6 protein-coding genes are annotated in these 18,875 nt (G+C 55.7%); 2 read left to right on the top strand and 4 right to left on the bottom strand.

Annotated elements, in window-relative coordinates:
- Positions 1-511 precede the first annotated feature (511 nt).
- Positions 512-15,613 (top strand): VaFE repeat-containing surface-anchored protein, encoded by a 15,102-nt coding sequence (locus Q0V70_RS06140; protein ID WP_297589649.1) that lies wholly within the window; start codon positions 512-514, stop codon positions 15,611-15,613.
- Positions 15,614-15,930: 317 nt separating this feature from the next.
- On the opposite strand, the gene Q0V70_RS06135 is transcribed toward Q0V70_RS06140, so the two are convergent.
- Together Q0V70_RS06135 and Q0V70_RS06130 are read right to left on the bottom strand one after the other, a co-directional pair.
- Complete coding sequence (locus Q0V70_RS06135) at positions 15,931-16,818, bottom strand: rhomboid family intramembrane serine protease (protein ID WP_297589646.1); 888 nt, start codon at positions 16,816-16,818, stop codon at positions 15,931-15,933.
- Between the two features lie 49 nt (positions 16,819-16,867).
- A complete protein-coding gene (locus tag Q0V70_RS06130; protein WP_297589644.1) occupies positions 16,868-17,389 on the bottom strand; it encodes a peptidylprolyl isomerase in 522 nt (173 codons plus the stop codon).
- A gap of 190 nt (positions 17,390-17,579) precedes the next feature.
- On the opposite strand from Q0V70_RS06130, the gene Q0V70_RS06125 reads away from it, so the two are divergent.
- Complete coding sequence (locus Q0V70_RS06125) at positions 17,580-18,011, top strand: acyltransferase (protein WP_297589641.1); 432 nt, start codon at positions 17,580-17,582, stop codon at positions 18,009-18,011.
- A 243-nt stretch (positions 18,012-18,254) separates the two neighbouring features.
- On the opposite strand, the gene Q0V70_RS06120 is transcribed toward Q0V70_RS06125, so the two are convergent.
- Entirely contained in the window at positions 18,255-18,527 is a 273-nt protein-coding gene (locus Q0V70_RS06120; RefSeq protein ID WP_297589638.1) for a cell division protein CrgA, read from the bottom strand.
- A 275-nt stretch (positions 18,528-18,802) separates the two neighbouring features.
- Positions 18,803-18,850: a hypothetical protein gene (locus Q0V70_RS09660; RefSeq protein ID WP_366126807.1), complete on the bottom strand. Its 48-nt coding sequence runs from the start codon at positions 18,848-18,850 to the stop codon at positions 18,803-18,805.
- Positions 18,851-18,875: the final 25 nt, after the last annotated feature.

Below are 18,875 nucleotides of genomic sequence, written 5' to 3'. Positions count from 1 at the left end.
CGATTTTGGGGCGTCGGGGCGGCGGGGATTTGTGTTCGAGAACGAAGGCGTTTTCACCGAGTCGGTTCCGAAGCGGTGGTGGTGCGGGTCGGATTAAACGGCAAAAGCGCCGGTGGGAGGCTTCATTCCCAGCTTCGAATTCGATTTTTAAGGTTATTTTAAGGTTTGCGGAAAATACTGGGGACTTTTGCAGAAAACTGCACTTTTTACTGTTTATTTGCCGTTTTGGGACCCCGGTTCGAGGTGACAAACTCAGCTTCGCATTCTTAGAGGGCGCTGAAAACTGCCGCTATTTTTGGCGAATTTTGCTCGGTTAAGCTGAGTTTTCCTAAAGCAATACTGGGGTTTACCGAACGGCTCTGGAGTGATAGTCAGATTGTCAGCACAATCCTGGAAGTACTCTTGGAGATAGCTGGGAAACCTGGTATTCTTATCACTGTATATAAGCAGGTGAAGTGTCCCCACCAGGGCCCAGACCGAAGAAATGGCTAACAAATGGAGGTATTTGAGCATGAGTGCTATAGCCAAGAAACCGCGGCAAAATCAGCCCGGAAAGCCCACTTTGGTGAGCTATAAGCAAAAAGGTAAAACGAGCCGGAACTGGACCGCGGGGGTGATAGCTTCGGCTATCGCCGTGGCGTGGGCCGTGGGCGGCTTGGTTATGCCCTCTCTGGCGGCCACTCCGGCAGCCCAGGCTTCGGTTCATCCAACGGTGAACGTTTCGACGACTGCAAGTATAGATATGAGTAAGGACCAAAGTAAACGATACGTGCTTGCTTACACTGGTCACTTGTTCTCGACCAAAGACCCGCAGGAAGCGGCGGCGCATTACGGCGAGACTGCGCAGGTCGGCGACTTTACGGCACAGTACCTGCCCAAGGAATGTATTACCAAGGCCAGTGGTCTTAGGGACGGCAACCCATACTGGGATGGTTTCGATGCCTTGGAGCAAGTTGCATCTGACCGTGGCTTGGTTGCGAAGAAAAAACTTCGAACAGACTTGGAGAAAGGTTTTGGTGCGTGGGTAATCTTCCCCGGCGGTTCCTCCACTACGCTGCCCTTTAACGCCTCCGGATCTTCCAGCCAGGCGGCTACCTCCAACCGTTCTGCTGTTTCTTCTGTTGATCCTGGGGAAAATGAGGATACTTTCAATCTGAGCATAGAACCCATCGAAGGTGAGGCAATGGCAGAGGCTGGTACCTCTGCAGATACGGGCGCGACTCAGGCGCGGATTTTTGGCAAGACTGCCGACCCCTCCAGCGACCCGGCTACCTCCACCGAGCCCAGCGGTTCTGCCACTGCTCCGCAGTTACCTGCAAATACCACTGAAGAACCGGTCGAGCCTGCCGCCACCTCCACGGGACCCTCGACAGAACCTTCGACTGAGCCTTCCGAACAGACGGCTGTGGGTGAGGAACGGGGTGCGAGCCCGACTCCCACCAAGACGGTCGTTTCTGGCGCGGTTCCGTTTGCCTACAAATTTGAGCCGAAGATGAAAGAGGTCAAGCTCAAGTTTGACCCCAGCGTTGATAAAGACACCGCTATTGCAGAATTCAAAAAACAGGTTGAAGACGCTAAAGCGGATGTGATGAATCAACTGAATCAGTTTGTGATTGAAAAGAATATCGACGATGCCACCAAGGAAAAAATGGTGGATAATATCAACGCTCAGTTCGATAATCTGCTCAAGCAGGGCCTGAACTGGTTTGAGGAACAGTACAGCAAGACACCCAGCGTCTCTAAGTTCCCCGGCATTAAGGCCTGTGAACAAAACGGACCTATCGTCCCCGCTGGTTCCTTTGTCCTGGTTAAGGACTGGACAGCAGACGTGAAACATGGTGAGCCAAATGTTTGGAAATGGGCGAAAAAGTTTTTCGATGGTCAAGGTACAAAGCAGCACCCGCCAATTGGTTTTCTGTCGATTTACCCCAGTGACAAAGACAACTCATTTTCTGTAAACGGCGTTCCCAGTTTCTGCGTTGAACCCTTCTACGGAGTTTCCGGCGGCGGCGCTAATGTCTATACCGACCCATCAAAATCAACAATCTATTGGGCAAAGAAACACCCCGAAAAGGCAGAAACGATTAAGGCTCTCGCTTGGCACTATGCCAAGAATGGCAAACAACATTGGGGCAAATACCAGAACGCAATCTGGATGGTTATTTTTGGGATAACCGATAATGGGCGCGCCTGGGATTCGGAACAGAAGCAATGGGGTAATGCCGCTGATACCGATGTTACAACGTTGATTCAGCAAGCTAAGGCGGCGTATGAAAATCGCCAGGATGGAAACGTCGTTAAGACCTTGGAAGACATGCACCTGGATCAGGTGTCCATGGACAAGGCCAACGATGGCGCTTCCCTGTTGACAGTCAAGTTGAACGATTACGACCCGAACTCGGCCGCAGGTCAGATAATTGGTGAGCAAGTTTACCTCAAGGTGGAGGGAGCTACCTACGCTGACGGTACCCCCATTCCAGGTAATCAGATTAGCTTGAAGGATGCGATCAATGGGGTGACCCTGAAGATTGCAAACCAGAACACGTTTAAGATTTCCTTCGCGGGCTCGGTTAAAGACGTCGAGGATCCTTACTTTGTAGATGACCCGACAAGGGATACCCAAGGTCAGGTAGCGGTTTTGACCAAGACCATCAACGTCTCCGGCGAACTGAAAGTATCTTGGACTCACGTTCCCGAACCGAAGCCTTCCATTTCCACCACTGCGAAGGTGAATGGAGCTGACTCGGTGCCCGGTGGCGCAGAAACCGCCACGTTCTCCCGTACGGATGAAGTCATCACCCTTACCGATGATTTGAAGTATGAGAACATCCCCGCCGATACCGGTTCGAATGCCAAGTACCTGATTGGCACGCTTAAGAAGGTCAGCGGCAACACCACCACTACGGTGTTTACTCGGACTGAGGACTTCACGGCTACTGGCAGCAGCACCTTGCCGGGTCTGTTCCCGTATCAGGTGAAGGCTTCCGAGGTTAAGGACGGGGATCGGTTCTATTACGAAGAAGTCCTGGCGACTTCCGACCCGAAGTACGCCGGTGGCGGAGAAATTGATTCTGCCTACGGCAAGCTCAATATCATCGCCAAGCACACCGGTGAGCACGCGGATCAGACCGTTAACATCGTTAAGAACAAGGCTCAGCTGACCCTGGAGAAGGCTGCAACTGGTGCTACCGATAAGGCTAGCGGCAACGTGACTTTCCACGTCACTTGTGATGATGGAACGGATCAGACCCTCTACGCTCCCGCAAAGGGCGGCGCGGCCAATACGGATAGCACCCAGGCGGGAACTCCCAGCACCGTGGATGTGACCCCCGGCGCCAAGTGCACTATAGAGGAAACCTACCGGTCCGCTCCGGTCAACATGTCCGCTCCCAATTGGTCTGCCACCAACGCCACTGCGGATGGTGCGACGGTAGGTTCCTCGGTCAAGTTCGTGATGGGTCAGGCTGGTGACATCAAAGTCATCGCGACCAACACTTACCAGGAACAGACTGGCGGCTTCAAGGTTATGAAGTTAGTCCAGGGTGACAGCAACATCGACGCGAATGCCGCGGCTGCTGCCAACGGAGGCAAATTCAACTTCACCTACACCTGTGATAAGGGTGTGGGCGGAAGTTTCTCGCTTCCCGAGGATGCCTCTACCGACACGGATAACGACCTGTGGACCTATGAAGTCAAGGGTCTGCCGGTTGGCACCAAGTGCACCGTTACCGAAACCAAGCCGACGGCTCCGGAAGGCTACAACGTAGTCATCTCGAACACGAACGCTTCAGGTAAAACCACCGAGTCGAACACGATTGCGGTGAAACCGATTCAGAATGGCTTCGTCGATGCCGTTGCGTTCGTCAACTACTACCAGCCCGCCGATGCGGCCTTCAGCCTGCAAAAGGAGGCCAGGTTCGACAATGGAGATAAGGAATCCATCAACCAGGACTTCTTGCTGCGCTATCGGTGCCAGGGCGCGAATGCAGACACAGGTTGGAAGTACCAGACTGTCCATGCTAATGGCACTCCGGTGGCCGTCACGTCTGGCATTAAGGCCGGCATGACCTGTACCATCACCGAGAATCCGAGCAGCACCGCGGTGCCTGGGGCTAACTTTAAGTCCTTGAACTTCGGGCAAACCGGAATTCCGGCAACCAACGTGTTGGAAAACTCCGCTGATGGATTCAAGTTCAAGGTTCCTGCCAACGGCGCAACTGTCGTGGTAAAGGCGACCAACCTCTACGAACACAAGATGGGTTCGTTCAAGCTGACCAAGGAAGTCAAGGCTGACGGTGCGAACCCGCTGAAGAAGGATACGCAATTCAAGTTCCGCGTCACCTGTGGGGATGATGACCCAATGACCGTCAACCTGAAGGCTGGCCAGTCTTGGACCTCGAAGTCCTACCTGGCAGGTACTGATTGCATGATTCACGAGGACGACCTGTCCACCGCGGCTGCTACCAGCAAGGTTTCCTACACCAATGCCCAGTCGCTGGGTGGAAACGACGCAGTGGTAACCATCAAGGAAGGCACCGAGCCGAAAGTGGAGGTTGTGGCCACCAACACGGTGAAGGCCAACTACGGCAAGTTCTCTGTCACCAAGAACGTTGACGGCGACGCCAAGGCTGAACCCGCCACCTTCGCTTTTGAATACAAGTGTGACGATGACGCGAAGACCAACGGCACCCTGGACGTCAAGGCTGGGGAAACCAAGACCGTTGACAACATCTTGGTCGGCACCACCTGCTACATCAAGGAAAAGCCGGTAGAGATTGACGGCGTCACCGTCACCCCGTCCTGGGTGACGAACCTCGCCAACGGCAGCGGCGCTAACTCCAGCTACAAGCAGTTCACCATTCCCGAACAAAAGGATGGCAAGTCTCAGGTGTTGCAGCTGGAAGCTAAGAACACCTTGGAATACGACAAGGCGAGCTTCACCATTAAGAAGGTTGTCCAGGGCGGAGCCGTCTTTGCCCCCGACGCCACCTTTAAGTTCACCTACAACTGTAAAGCCCCGAACGGCAAGGCCTACACTCAGGCCACTCCGTTTGGTACTCAGGCCAAGGCTGACTTCATCGAAGTAAAGGCCGGTCAGGAATCGGCAGAGATTGTGGTGCCGAAGGGTTCGGTGTGTTCCGTGGCTGAGCCGAAGGCTCAACTGGATGCCACCAACAAACAGCTGGTGAACAACCCGAACGCGAACCCGTTGAAGTACGTGTCGACCTCCTTCGTTCCGGCAGGTCAGGGCCTCGCATCCGGTGAACAGACCGTGACTGAAGGCAAGGTCTTCCAGTTCGCCGCTACCAACGTTTACACCGAAAAGATGACCGGCTTTAAGTTCTACAAGGCCGCCCTCACCGGTAACAACGCTGGTAACCACAAGGAACAGTTCTACTTCAACTACTCCTGCCAGACCCCGGCCGGAGAGGTTAAGAACGGTGTCGGTTACAACCTGAGCGCCGGTGGCGACCCGGTCACGGTTGAGAAGCTCCCCGTAGGCACCAAGTGTGTCGTGTGGGAGAAACCGGCAGTCGCTCAGGCTAACGAGAAGCCCACGACCAAGTGGACTGTCGGCTCCGCTGACCCGGTTGACGGCAAGGAAGTCAAGCCTTTCGATACCAACGCGAGTGCTCAGGCCAACGGCGTGGCATTCACCGTGGATAAGGAAGACGAAGCGCTGATGATTGGCGCCACCAACGACTTCACGGTGCCCGACACCAAGCTGGTGGTCAGCAAGACCGTCGTGGCTGGTAAGAACACCAACGTTGGCTCTAAGGAGGTCAAGCTCTCGGCGACTTGTAAGTACCCGACTGATAACACCGAACACGTCATCATGGACGGCAAGACCTTTAAGAACACTGACAAGGCCGAGTTCAGCGCTGATGTGAACGGTGTGAAGATCCCGGTCGGTGCGACCTGTACCATCACCGAATCTGACGCCAGCGCAAAGGTGGCTGGACACACCTGGACCGTTCAGATGAAGGAAGGCGAGAACGTCCTTTCCGACAAGGCGACCGCTACGGTCACTTTGAATACCGAAAAGGGCCGGACCATCGAGGTAGTCAACACTTACGAGCGCGAGCTGGGCAAGTTTAAGATTATTAAGTCGGTTACTGCCGCCAAGAACATCACGGTGAAGGAGTCTTACGACTTCACCTACACCTGTGCTGATCCGAAGGATGCCACCCAAAAGGTGGAAGGCAAGGTAACGAAAGTCACCGATAAGGGCTACCAGTTCGCAGAGAACATCCCTGTCGGCTACAAGTGCCATATCACCGAGGACCAGGCCGGTTCTCAAACTGAGCAAGGCTCGACCCTGTCGGCTACCCTGTCGGAGAACGACTTCGTAGTCGAGAAGGACAACGTGGTTGAGGTCAAGGTAGATAACGTCTACTCTGACGCGAACGGCAAGTTCAGCGTCACGAAGGCGATTGCCTCTGACTCCAACGCTGCGATTGTTGACGGCAAGTACAACTTCGAGTACTGGTGTGTGACCCCGGACGGGTCCAAGATTGGTACCCAGGATGCTCCTAACAAGTTCAGTATCGAGGCTGGTAAGACCTGGACTTCTGGAAACCTTCCTTCCGGTTCCAAGTGCTCCATCCGCGAGGTAACCCCGAGCGGTAACACCGCCGGCGTGTCTGCCGAAGTGTCCTGGTCGCTGGATGAATCTACGACCATGAAGGGCGTAGAGCCGACTCCTTACACTGCTGTTGGCGCTGAAGGTAACTTCGTGTTCGGTGCCGAAGGTGCTACCGCCGGCAAGTTCATCATCGGCAAGGACGGTACTACTACCGGCTTGACCGCTACGAACAAGCTGACGTACAAGGAAGTCAAGCTGTCGCTACAGAAGGTGGCGGAAGCCACTTCGGCACACGGTAGACTCGACTACTCCGAGGATAACTTCAACATGAGGCAGCAGTACAACGAGTACTACCGCTACATGAACCGCAACTACGTGAATATGCACGTCACTTGCAAGAGCGGTAATGACACGGTTGTTGATAAGACAGTCAAGGTTGATGTCAACGGCAATGCCCTCGACTTTGGCACGGTGCCGTACAACTCGAAGTGTACGGTAGCGGAGCTGGACGATCAGAGCTTTAACGACCGGAATGCCCTCCTGTACGGCAACTGGCGTCACAAGGCTGAAATTTCAGCCACTGATGCCAACGGCAAGGCTCTGGCCTCCCCGGTTAAGTACGCCTTTGACATGTTGGGGCCTGATGAAGAAAAGGCCGCTATCACGTTCGATGTCACTTCCGAAGCCAACGTCTCCGTGAAGATGGTCAACAAGTGGGATTGCTACGCCAGTATTGAAACTGTCTTGGATGCTCCTGGACAAGAGGCTACTGCTAACGGCCAGCGCGTATTCAAGGATGGCATCAAGGTAATCGATATTAAACCTAATCAAGATCGGGTCAAACTGACCGATAAAGTTACCTTGAAGAACGTCACTCCGGGCCGGACTTACACGGTGGTGGAGCGTTTGTACTCCACCAAGATGGCCGGCAAGACGGGCATCTTCGATGCGAGATACCTGAATTGGAAGAGCGAAGGCGGCGCCAATTGGGATTATTACGCTGAGGAAGTAACCGTTCCCGCTAACGCGACTGATTTCACTACGGAGATTTCCTTCACGATTCCGGTTAGCTTACTGAAGGAACATCCCGAAGGTATTGCCGCGGGCATCATGGTGTTCAACGGTGGAAACCCGATGCAGCTGAACCAGGCTTGCGCCAAGTGCAGGGCCTACGGTTCTGAGCTGACGCTACCGAAGGGGCAATCCATCGTTCCGCAGTTTGAACCGGAGATGTGGACTATTGCCTACGACCGGACGACGAACTCGCGAGTCATGTCTACGAACGAAAAGGATATGCCCACACAGAAACTCACTGATAACCTCACGTACACCAGGGTTTCTGCAGGTGACTACTACCTGTACGGACGTTTGGTGCAGACGGATGATACCAGTAAGTCCGCAGTGGACAATCACAAGAAGATTACTGTTCCGGCTGGACAGAATTTCTTCGGCAACAATAAGGCAGTCAACGAGTTCACTCTGGAGACTGCTAACCTGACCCCAGGTGCCACATATGTAATGTTCGAATACATGCTGCCGGCTGATGTGGATGTCAACAGTCTCGCGAGCAAGACTCCGGCTGAACTGCAGGCAATGTCCAAGGCGGCAAACCTGCCCTTCCACGCGGATGTAAAGGACATCTGCCAGAAGCTGTACACGCCGAAGTTAAAGACAACCGCTTCGATTGACAAGCCCGTGACCCCGGCCGTTTCGGACGACGCGACGGTTACGGTCAAGGATGTGGTCAAGTGGAACAACCTCGCCGGAGGTCGCACCTACACTGTGACCGGTACCTTGCATGTCAAGGATGCTGACGGAAACGATGCTGGTGCACTCAACGATCCGGGCGCAACCGCAACCAAGACCTTTACGGTCGACGGTCCGCGCGATGCCCTTGTCAAAGAGGGTGAAGTCGAACTGACCTTTACCGTCAAGGCTAAGTCCCTGAAGACCCAAACAGTTGTGGCCTTTGAGGAAGTCAAGGATGGCGATGTAGTCGTAGCGACCCACTCCGACATCACCGATGAGGATCAGACGGTTTACAGCCCGTCAATCGGCACGACCGCGAGTGTGAAGAATGGTGCTCCTAGCACCCAGAACATTAACGGTAAGGATGTCACGCGCAACGCAACTGTTGACATGAGTAACGCCAAGCCGGTTAAGGATTCCAAGACCAAGGAACTCTCCGATGTGGTTGTGACCGATGAGGTCGCCTACAACTCCATCGCTCCGGGCAACTACGTCATGTACGGCGAGCTCACGAAGATTAACAACCAGAGCACGACTACGGTTCAGACCGCGCACCAGACGCTGACTGTCGCCAAGGGCGCTGCCAGCGGCAAGATGGAACTCACCTTCCCAGGTGTGAAGGTCGTGAGCGGTGAGAAGTACGTAGTGTTCGAGAAACTCTACAAGGCGGACGACTTCGACCAGACGGCCAAGCAGCCGAAGAGCGGAGCTACCGCGGTTGCTGAACACGCCGATCCGAAGGATGAAGCTCAGACCGTTTACGTCCCCGGTGTCACTACTGACGCATACAACGGCGCTGGTAAACCCGGCGACAAGTACGTGGATGTCACCAAGGACTTCACCATCAACGATAAGGTAACGGCCTCTGGCTTGATTCCGGGCAAGACCTATGAGGTGTCCGGCGAACTGAAGGTCAAGGATGGCTCCGCTGAAGGTCAATCCACGGGTATTACCCAGACCGGCACTATCACCGCCGATGCCAAGGGCAACGGTAAAACCGTCCTGACCTTTACGGTTACCGCACAGCAGGCCGTTGACTTGGGTCTGATTGGTAAACCGATTGTGGCCTTCGAGGACCTCAAGCACGAGGGCAAGACCATCGCGGTACACCATGACATCAACGATGGCGACCAGACGGTCTACAACGGTTCCATGGGTACCAGCGCAGTCGATAAGTCTGATGAGAACCAGACTATGACTCCTGGTCAAAAGGACGCGACCATCGTCGATACGGTGACGTTCACCGGCAAGTTCGAGCCGAAGCACAACTACACCCTGGTTGGTGAGCTGTACTACGTCACCATTGACAATGGTGCCAAGACCTTGGGTGAAAAGGTGCCCGGTGTCACTGTGGCTCCGAAGCCCGTAACTGCTGGTGCTGACGGTGCTATCGCTGACCAAAAGATGGAATTCAAGGTTCCGGCCTCGTCCATCAAGGCTGGACAGTCCATGGTGGTTGTCGAGAAGCTGTTCGACGGCAAGAATACGACCGGTACTCCGGTGATTACGCACGAAGATCCGAACGATGCGGCTCAGACCATCACGGTCAACCCGGTTGAAATCGACACGACCGCTTATGACGGCACTTCCAAGGATCCGAAGGATAAGAACCTGGAACCCGCCAAGGATGGCAGCGTGACGATTTACGACTTGGTGGACTACAAGGGTCTGGAAATCGGCAAGGAATACACGATTACCGGTACTCTGCACTACCAGGCTGACGCCACTTTGGCTGACGGCACCCAGGTCAAGGCCGGGGATCCGATTGACGCCAAGTACGTCACGACCGAGCCCGTAACCTTCAAGGCTAATAAGGCCAACAGCACCGATGCGGACGCGTTCCAGGCCATCGTGAAGTTCACGGTACAGCGCGCCGGTTTGGCTACCGCTCCGGTTGTGGTCTTTGAGGACCTGAAGCAGGGCGAGACCCCGCTGGCAACCCACACCGATATCAACGATGACAACCAGATTGTCTACCCGCCGTCCATCACCACAGTCGCGCAGACTGCGGATGGTGCCAAGATGATTCAGGTCAACCCTGACGCAAAGAAGCAGGGCAATGTCACCATCACCGATACCGTTGACTGGAAGGTGGCCGCTCCGGGCACCTACACCCTCAAGGGTCAGTTGATGGAGGTCAAGGATGGCAAGCTCGTCTCCGAGACCCCGGTTGCGACCGGTAATGACGTGACCATCACGGTTGAAAAGGGTCAGTTCTCCGGGACCAACAATGAGATGAAGTTCACCTTGAAGGCGGACAAGATTCTCGCGGCCAACAAGGCCGGTCACTCCTTCGTGGTTTACGAGCAACTGGTTGGTAAGGATGGCAAGCCTATTGCCACCCACGAAGACCCCGCTTCACCTGAACAGACCGTGACGCTCGGCTCTCTGGACACCACCGCCACTGATGCGGCTGACGGCGACCAGGTAGTGGACAACACCGGCGATGTGGTCATCACCGACCGGGTGGATTACACCGGTCTGAATCCGGCCAAGACCTACACCCTGAAGGGTGAGTTGAAGGACAAGGCGACCGGCAACACCGTGAAGTTGGCTGACGGCTCGTTGGTGGAATCCACCATCGAGGTCGGTCCGGGTACTGGCAACGACATCAATCCGAGTGGTGCTGGATTCTTTGAGATTCAGTTCAAAGTTCCGGCTGGGGTTATCCTCGGCAAGCAGGTCGTGGTCTTTGAGACCGTGTACCAGGATGGTAAAGAATTCCTGATTCACCACGACATCAACGATGACTCGCAGACTGTCTGGGCTCCGAAGCTCGCCACTAAGGCCAGAGCTGAGGGCGACCGTGGTCTGGTCATTGCCGACGCTAAGTCGACGGTCAAGGACACCGTGACCTTCACTAATATGAAGGTTGGGGAAACCTACGTGGTCGTTGGAGAACTGTGGAACAAGACTCAAAACAAGTCCACCGGCATCACGGTCACCTCTAAGTCGTTCAAGGCTGAAAAGGCAACCTGGACCGAGAACGACTTCATGACCTTCGAGATTCCGGCCGGTAAAGTGGCGGAAAACGACGAGCTGGTCGTGTTTGAGACCCTGTACCTCGGTGAGAAGGCAGACGGTCCGGCTGAGTCTACTCACCGGGATCCGAACGACCCGGCCCAGACTGTTGGCTCCAGCGTGAAGCCCGGCATTAAGACGGTGCTGAGCGTGGATGGCAACCGTGCGGCTGGTACTGCGGTTCCGACCGTCCCGGTCGACTCCAAGCAGCTGGTTGATACGGTCAGCTACGTTGGTTTGACTCCGAGTGTCAAGTACACCTTGAATGCGACCCTGATGGAAATCGGTCCGGACGGTAAGGTCAGCAATACCGGTATCACCGGCACCGCCACCTTCACCCCGACCGCGTCCAGTGGCACTCAGCAGGTTAGCTACAATGCCATCCCGGCGGGTACGCTGAAGCCCGGCTACAAGTACGTGGCTTACGAACAGCTGATTCGCGCCGACAAGCCGAACGAACCTCCGCTTAAGCACGAGGATCCGAAGGATTCTGACCAGACGGTAGAAACCCAGTACAACCCGAGTATTGAAACCGACCTCGATCAGAGTGGCGCTAAGACCATCGCGACCGATGCGGCGCTGGATCTGCAGGATAAGGTGCAGATGAAGGGTCTCATCAAGGGTGAGAAGTACGTGCTGGTTTCCCGCCTGGTGTACAACGCCGGTCAGCCTAACGAGACGGTTTTGGCAGATGGCCTAGAGAGGTTCACCGCTGACAGCGTGGACATGACCAAGGACATCAAGTTCAACGTGACGGCTGATAAGCTGAAGGCTCCGATGGAAGCGGCCAAGGCTGCTGGCAGCGAGTTGAAGCTGGTGGCGTACGAATACCTGACGCGCGAGTCCCTCGCGACAGGTGATGACGAAACCATCAAGGCTAACGTTGGCACTATCACGTGGGATACTGCTCACGCTAAGGCTGACGATACTCGCCAGACCGTGACGGTTGTGGACGTGCCACAAATTGGCACCAAGCTGGAATACGAAGGCCAGAAGGTTGTTTGGGAAGGCGACAACGTCAAGCTGATTGACCACGTTGAGTTCTTCAACCTGCTGCCCGCAACCGAGTACACCCTCAGCGGTAAGCTCATGGGTATCGCGGCCGACGGTACGCAAACCGACACCGGTGTGGTTGGCACAGGCAAGTTCACCACCCCGAAGACAACTAACGGCGCTACTCGCGTGAACGGGACTATCAAGGACGGGACAGCCGCTACTGTCGAGTTCACGGTACCGTTGAGCGTCTTGAAGGCTAACGATAAGTTGGTTGCTTTCGAATCGTTGCAGCTGAAGGGTCAGCCCGTGGCGGATCACGAGGATCCGAACGATGAGAATCAGACGGTGAAGGTCAAGCATCCTGGCGTGGGTACTATTGCTCGTGTTGGCGCTGACACGAACCTGACGGTTTGGAAGGGCGTCAACCAGGAAGGCAAGAAGGCTCCCGAAACCTACACGGTTCACGATGTAATCCGCATGGCGAACGTCGAAGAGGGCAAGACCTACGCTCTGGGCGGTCAGGTATATAGCAAGATTGCCTACGATGCGAACGCGCAGACTCCTGCCTTGGCCACCAACGCGAAGACCGTAACGGTCACCGCGAGCATGGCTGTGGAGCCGAATGCTGCCGAAATCGCCAAGTACGGTGCGGATGTCAAGGTTTACGAAACCAGCATGGACATCACTGTCAAGGCCAAGGATATTGCGACCGACGGCGACAAGCTGGTCGTGTTCGAGCAGCTGTGGGCAGTAGGTACGTATGAAAGTGCTGACGGCGGCAAGGTGACCCCGAAGGGTGGCAACAAGCCGGTGGCGGTACACAACGACATCACTGCCGACTCTCAGTCCATCACCGTGAACCGTCCTGAGTTCGGGTCCTTGACCCTGACCAAGGCTGTCACGGGTTGGGATGAGAACACCGCGAATGTCGAACGCACCAACGCGAAGTACGTGTTCACCGTCAAGTGCGTCCAAAAGGGTTCGACTGACACGATTACCCTGCACGAAGGTGAATCACAGACCATCGACGGTATTCCCGTGGGTGACAAGTGCACCATCACCGAGAATGTCCAGAATGCTGAAGAGCAAGCCGGACTGAAGGACACCGTGAAGTTCACCGAGGCCAACGGCGTCACCGTTGAGTCCAAGAAGAACGGCAAGGGTACAGTAATCGTCGGTGGCACGCCGAACGGTAAAGACCGCGTTGCGAACGTGACAGTGACCGCTGAAAACGTGTTCACTAACGAAGTCACCATCGGTACGCACACCACCGGTAAGTTCGGCAAGAAGGCCAGCAATGGCGACACGATTACTGACCTTGTGAAGTACCAGAACCTGCAGGGTGGCAAGTACCTGTTGCACACCTACTTCGTCGAATACGACAAGGCGGGCCAGGCTCACAAGATTGACTACGTACCGTCTACGACGCGCGAAGTCACTGTTGAGGGCGGCTACGCTGTGGGTGGTCACAGCGGTACTTGGACCATCGAAGTGAAGGTTCCGACCGAGCTGATTCAGGAACATAAGACGGTCGTCTTGTGGGAAGACCTGTATCGGATGCCTCAGGATAGGGATGCTTTCGAGACGCAGTTGTCCAAGTTGCCGACCGGCAAGACTGCTGCAGGCTTGATTGCCTTCCACCATGAAGAGAATCTCGCTTCGGGTAAAGGCACTCAGTGGCTCGAGGTTTCCACCCACTTCGGAGGATTCCAGGTCACCAAGGTAGTCAAGACGGCTGCGGATCTGCCCGCGGACGTGGTTAGCAAGATTCCGACAACTTGGAGCTTTACCTACGAGGCTAAATTGCCGGATGGTAAGACCGCCAAGGAAGGAACCGCTCTGGAGGGTAGCTTCAACCTGACGGTTGACCCGAACGATCCGACCAAGGCTATCAGCCAGAAGTTCGACGGCTTCCCGATGGGTACTGACATAACCATTACGGAAACCGACGCCAAGGCGCAGATTCCGACCCAGGCAAAGTGGAAGGTTACATGGAAGTCTGAAGGCTGGACTGATGGTACCGAGGGTGCCACCAAGACCTTCAAGATTACCCCGGCCTCTACTGTGAGCGTCACCGCTCTCAACGAGTTCAGCTTGGTCAAGCCGACCTTGGCGACCGTGGCGCGGACCGCTGATGATGGCAAGATGCTCAAGCCGAGTGAGGACACGGCTGTGGTCGATACCGTCACCTACACCAACCTGGTGGAAGGACGCGACTACTGGCTCAAGACCGAACTGGTTTACGTCGATGGCACGGATGACCCGAATGACAACCAGCCAGTGCTGGGTGCCGATGGCAACCCGCTGGTGAAGTGGACGAAGGTCAAGGCTGAAACCGATAACAGCGAGTGGGTCGTTGATAAGGCTAACCCGATGGTGGTTCCTGCCGACGCTAACCCGGATGCTGACGTGGTATTCTTCGAATCTCTCTACGAGATGACGAAGGACGGCGAACAGCCCAAGGCCGATGACAAGTCGATTGTGGAACACCGCGACAACAGCGATGAAAAGCAGATCATCACTCGTCGTCCGGCTCTGGACCTCCAGACCACTGCGGAATTGTCCGGTGCTAAGGCGATTACCGCTGGTGAAGGCGCGACCGTGAACGATAAGGTGACTTACAGCGGCTTGAAGGCTGGTGCCGAGTACACCTTGGTCGGAACCTTGGTCAAGAAGTCCGACGGCTCCATCGTTGGTTCGCCGGTGACTGTGGCTGGCTTGAAGGCTGAGGCTGACGGTTCCGGCAGCTGGAAGATGTCGATTCCGCTGACCGCGAAGGATACGGCAGGCTTGACTGACGGCGAGAAGCTGGTGGTCTTTGAGAAGGCCTACGTTGGTAACCTGCCGAAGGCTGGTACGGCTCCGGCTGGCACCTACACCCCGATTCTGGCTCACGAGGATCTCGAGGATGCTTCGCAGACCGTGAACGTGGTGAAGCCGACTCAGCCGCCGCACACGCCGGGTACGCCTGGAACTCCGTACACGCCTGGCACGCCTCCGGTAGAGTCTAAGACTACGACTCCGCCTCCGGTGAAGTCCGAGACGACGAACCCGCCGTCGACTACGCCGAGTAACCCGCCGAGCATCCCGGTTGCCCCGGCAACCACCCTGCCTCCGATGCACCCGAAGGTTCCGCCAACATTGGCTCGGACCGGTGCGCAAGCAGCAATCTTCGGTGGCTTGTCCATCCTGATGATTGCGGCAGGTGCAGGGATTGGCTTGCTGGCAGCACGGCGCAAGCGCCAGTCTGACGCGCAGTAGGCGACATAAGCCCTAGGCTGTAATACTGAAACGGCGAGGTCTCACGACCTCGCCGTTTCGGCTTGTGTGCGGCTTTTATCTGAGCTTTTGATGATGGCCCGCGGTAGCCTACGTTAGCCCCGGAATTTCAGCGGGCTGTGCCCTAAGTATTGCAGATGGCCTGTGACCTGGGTTTTTGCTAAATGGTGCAAAGTTTCCCGCCCTGGCTTAGCTGCGTCTACCTTCTTGAGTGTTCCTAAAGGTGGAGAATAGCCGGGTAGCTGCCAATAATGGCAGCTACCCGGCTATTCTCCCCTTATAAATCCGCTTCTGGGGAATTATTTAAAGAAACTGTAGATAGTCGCGTAGTTGAAATGGTAGAAAGCCCAGTTGCTCACCAGCAGCACGGCAAAAACCCCGCCGTATACCGCGAGGTCACGCAGCCGTGTGGTCGTATTGGTGACTCGGCGCACCACGGGAGAGGCCGGAACGGTTGGGGAATCCGCCCCGTCAGGAACTTTCGATCCGTCTGGCGCCGTGGCATCGGAAGTTTCCGGCGCGTCCAAGACAGCGGTGTCCGGATTCTGCAGTGGCTCGGGCACGTTGGCCGCAAAGTCGGTGTCGCCCACACCCTCGCCTGGAACTACTTCATAGGTCGAATGACGCAGCACCCAGCCGGTGTAGGCACCTAGCACCAGACCCACTACTAAGCCACCCAGATGGGCCACCCAGGCGACGTTAGGAACCATGAACCCTATCACAAAGTTCAGCCCGATTAAGGTCGCCATTTCGGTCCAAGGCAAGCGCAGCACCTTTTGAATCGCCAGGACCATACCAAAGAATCCAAACACTGCTCCGGACGCACCGACCGTGGGGGTAATCCAGGCGTTCGGGTCGACAAAAACTGTCAGGCACTGTGCCATGAGCGCCCCGAAAGCGCTGATACCAAACGCGAGGGCCAGTTTCACGTGGCCCACGACCGGCTCCAGCGCCCTGCCGACCACCAGCAAAGCCCAGGTGTTAAACGCGAGGTGAAAAGGCGTTGGCACCGAGTGTAGGAAGGCCGCGGTGATGAAACGCCAGGGCTCAAACAGGCCCAGCAACGGCAAAAAAGCAAAGTGCTGGATAACTCCGGGGATAAACAGTTCGGCAACCCAGACGAGGATTAAGGCAATACAAAGCCCCCAAGTCACGTAGGGCTTAGGGGCTTTTGCGGTGATTTTCATGACTTAACAGTACATTCAAAACCGCCGGAGTGCCGGGGGTCAAACGGGTTTACTCCGTGATGTCGATGGACTCAATCATGACGTCCTCCAGGGGACGATCCGAGCGGTCAGTTTGGGTCGCGGCGATTTTGTCCACGACAGCGCGGGACGCATCGTCCAGGACGCGGCCAAAAATCGTGTGCTTGCCGTTGAGCCAAGTGGTCGGGGCGACCGTGATAAAGAACTGGGAACCGTTAGTGCCTTGGCCGCCGCGTGTCCCGGCGTTAGCCATCGCCAACAGGTAAGGTTCGGTGAAGCCCAAGGCCGGGTCGATTTCGTCGTCAAAGACGTAGCCCGGGCCGCCGGTGCCGGTGCCGATGGGATCCCCGCCTTGAATCATGAAACCAGAGATGACCCGGTGAAATACCGTGCCGCTGTAGAGAGGCTCAGTTGAGGTTTCCCCGGTAATGGGGTGAGTCCATTGACGCGTACCGGTCGCCAGGTCGGTGAAGTTCTTAACCGTGATTGGCGCGGATTGCGGAAAAAGTTCCAGGCTGATGTCGCCTGCAGAAGTGTGAATTGTTGCTTGCATAGTTCCATCTTTTCATGCGCGCGGCCCGGGCGCAAAGCAATTTTGCGGCTGTCTTTCCGCTGTCGGCGAGGCCCCGTTTTGGGGCAATCAGGAAAAATGTACAGGCCTATTTCCTGCAAAAATTCAAAATAAGGGGCAAAATAGTACCAACCGTGTCCATTCGGCTCGGTGTGAGTGAAAGAAGGATCCAATGCTGGATAACTTGTCAAAATGCATCGATATGGACTGCATGAAACGAGCCGGAGAAGACATGGCACTGAATGCTGCTGAGGTTGCTGGGAAGGCTCGCGGAGCCGTCGGGGACTTTGGCACTAAAGTGAAAACAGACCTCCTGCCGCGGGCGCAAGCCGTAAACGAGGCAGTGTCAAAGGCGGTTACCGGCGACGGTACCATCGCTGAAAAAGTTTCCAAAGCGAGTGAAGGAGTCAAGTCAGCTATGAACCCCAAAAAGAAGTGCCCAATTCGTCATCCCTGGTTGACGACTATCCTGTTGACCGGAGTCGCCGCGGTGGCTGGGTTTATCTTGTATAGCCGCACCCGTCCGGTCGAAGATCCCTGGGCCGAGGAATCCTGGGAAGATATCGACGACGATGACTTGGTCGTTGTCGCCGACGACAAGTAAAAACAAACTTCAAAAGACCGACCGGCGGCTGATGTTGCCGGTCGGTCTTTTTAGCACTCCCCGGCTTTGCTTTCGCTGTCACTGTTATTGCTCGGAAAACGAAGGGGCGGAACCCGAGTGCGAGACTAGGGGTGTGCTTTTCGTTGCAAAGGTATCAAAAAGTGAGGGGGTTCCGTGACCCCCCTAGGTATCGTGCGGATCTCCCCGAGTTGACGAGCAATAAAAATTAAGAAGAAAAAAGCCCTATTTCCACCACATCAGCATGATGAAACCGACCATGATGACGCCAAATCCCACCGCAATGTTCCAGTTGCCCAGTCCCAGCAGGTTAATCCCCGCGGTTTGCGCCAGGATATAGTGCAGCACAATCCACAGCAGACCCACGCCCATGATTATCAGGGCAGCCGGAGCGTACCAGCTGGGGGAGTGCTTCATATCCTCAGTCCACGAGGGACGCAACTCGCTGTCAGACTTAACCACTTTCGAGGCGCGCTTGCGCTTTTTGGATTCGGGCACAACAACTCCTTGTTACAAAAGTTTGCTTAACAGGTTAATGATAACCGTAAGCTAAATCCTTTGGAAATTGGTAAAATTTTGACGTTGGTGTATCCGCGCGTCAAGGGGTTGGAATGAGTGAGCAGCGTCCTGTACCACAGCGGTTTCCCTCGCGCCGGCAACGTCGCGAACAGCAGGAACCGCCTGTCGCACCGCTGTCGCCCGCGCCGGGGCAGTCTCGTGGGACGCAACCTCCCGTAGCGCAGTCTCCCGGGGCTCAGCCTTACGGGGCGGCCTCACCTCGCGTGCCGCAGCCTCGCGTGCCGCAGCCTCGCGTGCCGCAGCCTCGCGTGCCGCAGCCTCGCGTGC

Origin of the sequence: uncultured Mobiluncus sp. (assembly GCF_947087965.1) — a bacterium.
GTDB lineage: Bacteria > Actinomycetota > Actinomycetes > Actinomycetales > Actinomycetaceae > Mobiluncus.
Note: the sequence above shows the minus strand (reverse complement) of the source record. Positions and strands in the feature narration are given on the sequence as shown.